A 4,236-nucleotide genomic window follows, 5' to 3' on the forward strand; every position below is an offset into this window, starting at 1 on the left:
CGAAGGCGTAGATATCGGTCAGTATATTTGCCTGTTTCGGCGTGTACTGGAAGGGACCACCCTCATTTTCGACGGCTTTCTCTGCGACTTTCAGGACTTCCTTTAATTGCTCTATGTCCGCTGTCCTGACTTCTATTTCTCTGTTCAGACGGTCCTGTTCCTGAGTCAGTTGCAGGATCTTACCGCCATTACCGTCAAACCCGCCCATTTCTACCTGTTTATGTCTCAAAGCCTCAACCCGGTCAGCGTAGCGGGCAGTGGGGTCTGGCTTAAGGCCCACGTCATCTTCGATGACTTTAAGAGTCGCTTCATGAGCCTTCAAAGCTTCCTGTGCTTTTGAAATGTGTGCTTTTTTCTTTTCCAGAACTAAGTCCGGTACTTCTCTATTGTGCTCAAGATTGTGCTCAAGATTGTGCTCAAGTTTGGTTTTAGTTTTCGGATCGCTGTCTTTGGAAGGGTCAATCGCCTGATTTTTAGTGTTAAGTGCCTCTTGTGCCTGTTTTTCTTCATCCTGTGCATTGGCTAATTCCATTTCTCTGGCCTCGTGCTCATGCAGGAACTTCGTGACCTGAGTGTACTTGTGTCTGGTTTCAGGCAGTTCCCCCAATGCTTTATTGACTTCATTTCGGTCATGAGAGGCTCTATAGTCTCTAATGGCATTCATGATATTACTTTCTTCTAACAGATTATCAGGGTCACTTTCAAAAGGGATTTTCAGAGCTTTGATGGTAGTGTGCAGTTGATGAAGGGCCTCAGTTCGTCTTTCTGCATAGTATTCGCTTTTCTGAATAAAACGTTCAATGTCGTTTAAATGATCTTCAGGGGTCTGATTATCAGTCTGAGTCAGGCCCAACCTGGTATGAATGTCTTTCAGTGCCCCATTGAGAGCTGCAATGTATTTATCTGTGTCAGGGGGGGCATCAGTAGAATCTGCGAATACCACCTGTTCACGATGAACAGCATCCAGTTTGTGATGAAGTTGCTCCAGCTCAATCTCAGCTTTTGCTATGTTTCCCCTGGCTCGGGCTACCTCACGATCAAGAACGTATTGTGGTTTAGGTCCCAGACGAGCCAATTGTCTGTCAAGCTCAGCATCAATGGCTGCAATACGCTCATTAACCGTAGGACGACCCGCTTCATAAAGTTCTTTATACAGCTGTTGGAATTTTTCTGTAATGAGATTGATCCGAACATCCTCGTCGGCATCATCTTCATAGTCCTGAATCCCGAGGTTATGGGCAATTTCGCTATATATGGCTCTTTCCATGCTTTCATTATCAAGGAGATCATTGATGACTTTGTCCAGTTCATCGTTTAATGTCCGAATTCTGTACCCCAGAGCGTGGATCTGTTCATTCAGGCTGGCATCTTTTTTTAATTCCACTTTTAGTTCGTCGGCCAGTTTAGCAACGAAATCCTTGCCTCTTTCTTTGGCAGCAACGTTTTCATCCACGTTGATGTCCAGTCTGTACTCTATTGCTTCAAGGAAATCTAACTGTTGCCATTTGGCTTGCAGATTCGTGTCTTCAACTAAATACGTAAGACGCGCACGAAGAGTATCGAGTTTGCTATCTCTATCTTCATCAAGCTTGATGCTTTCATCCCAGAGGACATTCTTTATATCATCCAGCTTTATTTCGGTGACATCATCGCCGTCAAGTCTACTGCGAGCCCTGTCAAGTCTTGTGGCTTTCTCATCATCCTCATTGACTTCGATCCCGAGTAGTGTTTCTACGGATCTCAGTACATCCAGCGCCTCTTCCTCTGCCCTCTGTGAGGCTTCTGTGATGGATGTCTGCATTCCCCTGGAAATGGCGTTACGACGCTTATAAACATCGTCCTCTTTATCGGGGTCATCCAGCTCCAGGATTTTTTCCACGTTACCCATTGTCTCAAGTACTTCAGACTTGACAATGTGGCGAGGTGTTTTGAGGCTTTCCAGTTCTTCTTCCAAATCTGCAAGCTTCTTCACCCTGACTTCCACTGCGTCTGTCAGTTTTCTATTTTCCTCTGCTCCGCTGGTACCATAAAACCCTGCCAAAGCAGCTCGTAAGAATGCGGCGTCGGCTTTGCTATAACCTCTTCTGGAGTATATTTCCTCTAAATGCATCAGCATATATTCTAAAGGAATCTCCACTTCTTCGCTCACAGCGTTCATTTTCTGTAAATGCCGGGCCTTGATGGCTTCGCCTTGAATATGCTGTGTATCAAGTCTTACAAGTTTTTCAAGTTGACGAGCATTCTCTCTGAGAAGTGCTACATTTTCGTCAAGTTGTCTATAATTCCGTGACTGAATTTCTCGAATAAGACCAACTTGATCAGCATCCTTTATGTGAAGTGTTTTAAGACTTTTGCGAAGTGTTTCAATATTTTTGCGAAGTGTTTCAATCTTTTTGCGATGTGTTTCAATCTCGCTAAGTTGATCATCGCTCACTTTTGTTAATTTTTGTATTTCAGCATTCATTGATTCAATCCAATTGAACAGAACTTCTTGCTGAGTGTCAGGATCTGTATTGTCTTCAAAATCTGGCAAGTTTAAATGCGAGCCTATGACTGCATTGTGAGCTCGGGTTGCTGCTGCTTTTTCTGTCTCTGTGCCGATGCTTTGTTGCTGAACAGGTGGTTGATCGGCCTGTTCTTCCAGTTGCTTGAAGTAGTTAACGTGCTTAAGGTGTTCCTGAATGGCCTTGATACGTGCATTCAGGTCAGCTTTGTCAACCGGGACCAGACCATAATGTCTTTCAATTAAAGCCAGACTCTCCGAAGGATTCTCTTCGGCCATCATTAATGTCTCATCCAGATTTAAACCGGACCTGGGGTTGCTGTAACTCAGATCGTTTTTATCGTCCGGAGTAATACTGAACTGGCCTTCAATCGCCGCCAGTTTTGCTTTTACAACTTCTTCATCAGACTGTCCTGTTGCGGTATAGGTTGCGACAACCTTTGTGCGCATGTCATTAATTGTCTCCAGGAGACGTCTGGATTGCTCTTCTTGTGGCTGGGCATCATCCCAGTCATCAATGCCAAGCGCTATTGCCAGCTCAGAGTTGTAGGTATTTATGATTTCTATTCTGGCATCACGGAGTTGTTGTTTCAGCTTTGGAATTTGTTTGATTTTCTTCTGAAGTTTCCGTTCCTGGTTTTCAAGCTCTTCTATATCGTAACGAAGATGTCCCAGCTCAAATTCAGCTTGCTCATAGTGTCGTTGTGTTTGCTGTTTTTCCTTGTCAATTGCGTCGACTCTTTCCATTGCTTGCTGCAATTGATTTTCAAGCTGTAAGAGTTTGGCTTCTTTTATCTGTAGCTCTTCGAGCGTGTTATCCACCTCAATCAATTGTCTGGCCAGGTCGCGCAGGACTTTGTCAGCAAAATGTTCGTCGTTGTAACAAAAATCGCCCGGTAGTTTGGAGATATGGGGTGCAGTATTCAGCATATTCTGAACAAAATGCCGGGTATTCAGAAGATCTCTCAGTACGGGTCTGAAGTTGAAGTGTTTTGCAAGTTGAATATGCAACCAGGTTGGCGTGGTGACTGACGAAGCGATTTTGATGTGTTCCGGTGTGAACTCAAATTCATCTGCCTCATCTGGAGTAGCGCTGGCTAACGCCTGATGAAGAGACTCGTAGTATGCAAGCGAAAGTATCGCCAGTTTATCTTCCTCTTCAAGGGAAAGTGTCTCCGGTTTATTTTTCCCTGCAAGCGTTTCCTGATCTCTGTTAACTGCAGCGTCGTGTCGTGTAACAAAATCCTCCAGCACTGCCATCTGCCTGCTTCGAATGACGTGCTGGTAGCTTTTGACCTTGTATTTTTTAACCTGTCTTGTTAACGAAGAAGCGAGTTCGGTACCCAGAGGTTTATTGAGGTTTTCTACAAAAGCGATATCATGCGGATTCAGTTTCTGACCATGGAAAACAATCACCTCTCCCGAAACTTCTGATACTTCCAGCTTTGGATAGCCCGCAGGCAGAGGATAAAATTGTGTGTCATCCTCCCTGTGTACAATGTATCCGACGGGTTTGCTGTGTGCTAACAGTTCATTCAGGGCCTGCTGTTGTAAATCCTCTCCCAGGACATGAACCTGGATATAGGCAGAGGCGGCGGCTGCCAGGAGAGCTTCATCGTTGACAAAAAGCGATTGACCCAGTCGCTTCAGTTCAGGAGGCTGATCGCCCGAAGCGATGAGACGCATGAAGGTACGCCCATTCACTTCAACTTTTTCTACTTCAATGGTGGCAA

At 44.9% G+C, this 4,236-nt stretch carries 1 protein-coding gene; it reads right to left on the bottom strand.

Going from position 1 to position 4,236, the window contains the following annotated elements:
- Positions 1 to 4,236: hypothetical protein (locus KDK19_RS07150; protein ID WP_257291637.1), on the bottom strand; the 4,236-nt coding region annotated here is incomplete at both ends.

The organism is Endozoicomonas sp. ONNA1 (assembly GCF_024606325.1).
GTDB lineage: Bacteria > Pseudomonadota > Gammaproteobacteria > Pseudomonadales > Endozoicomonadaceae > Endozoicomonas_A.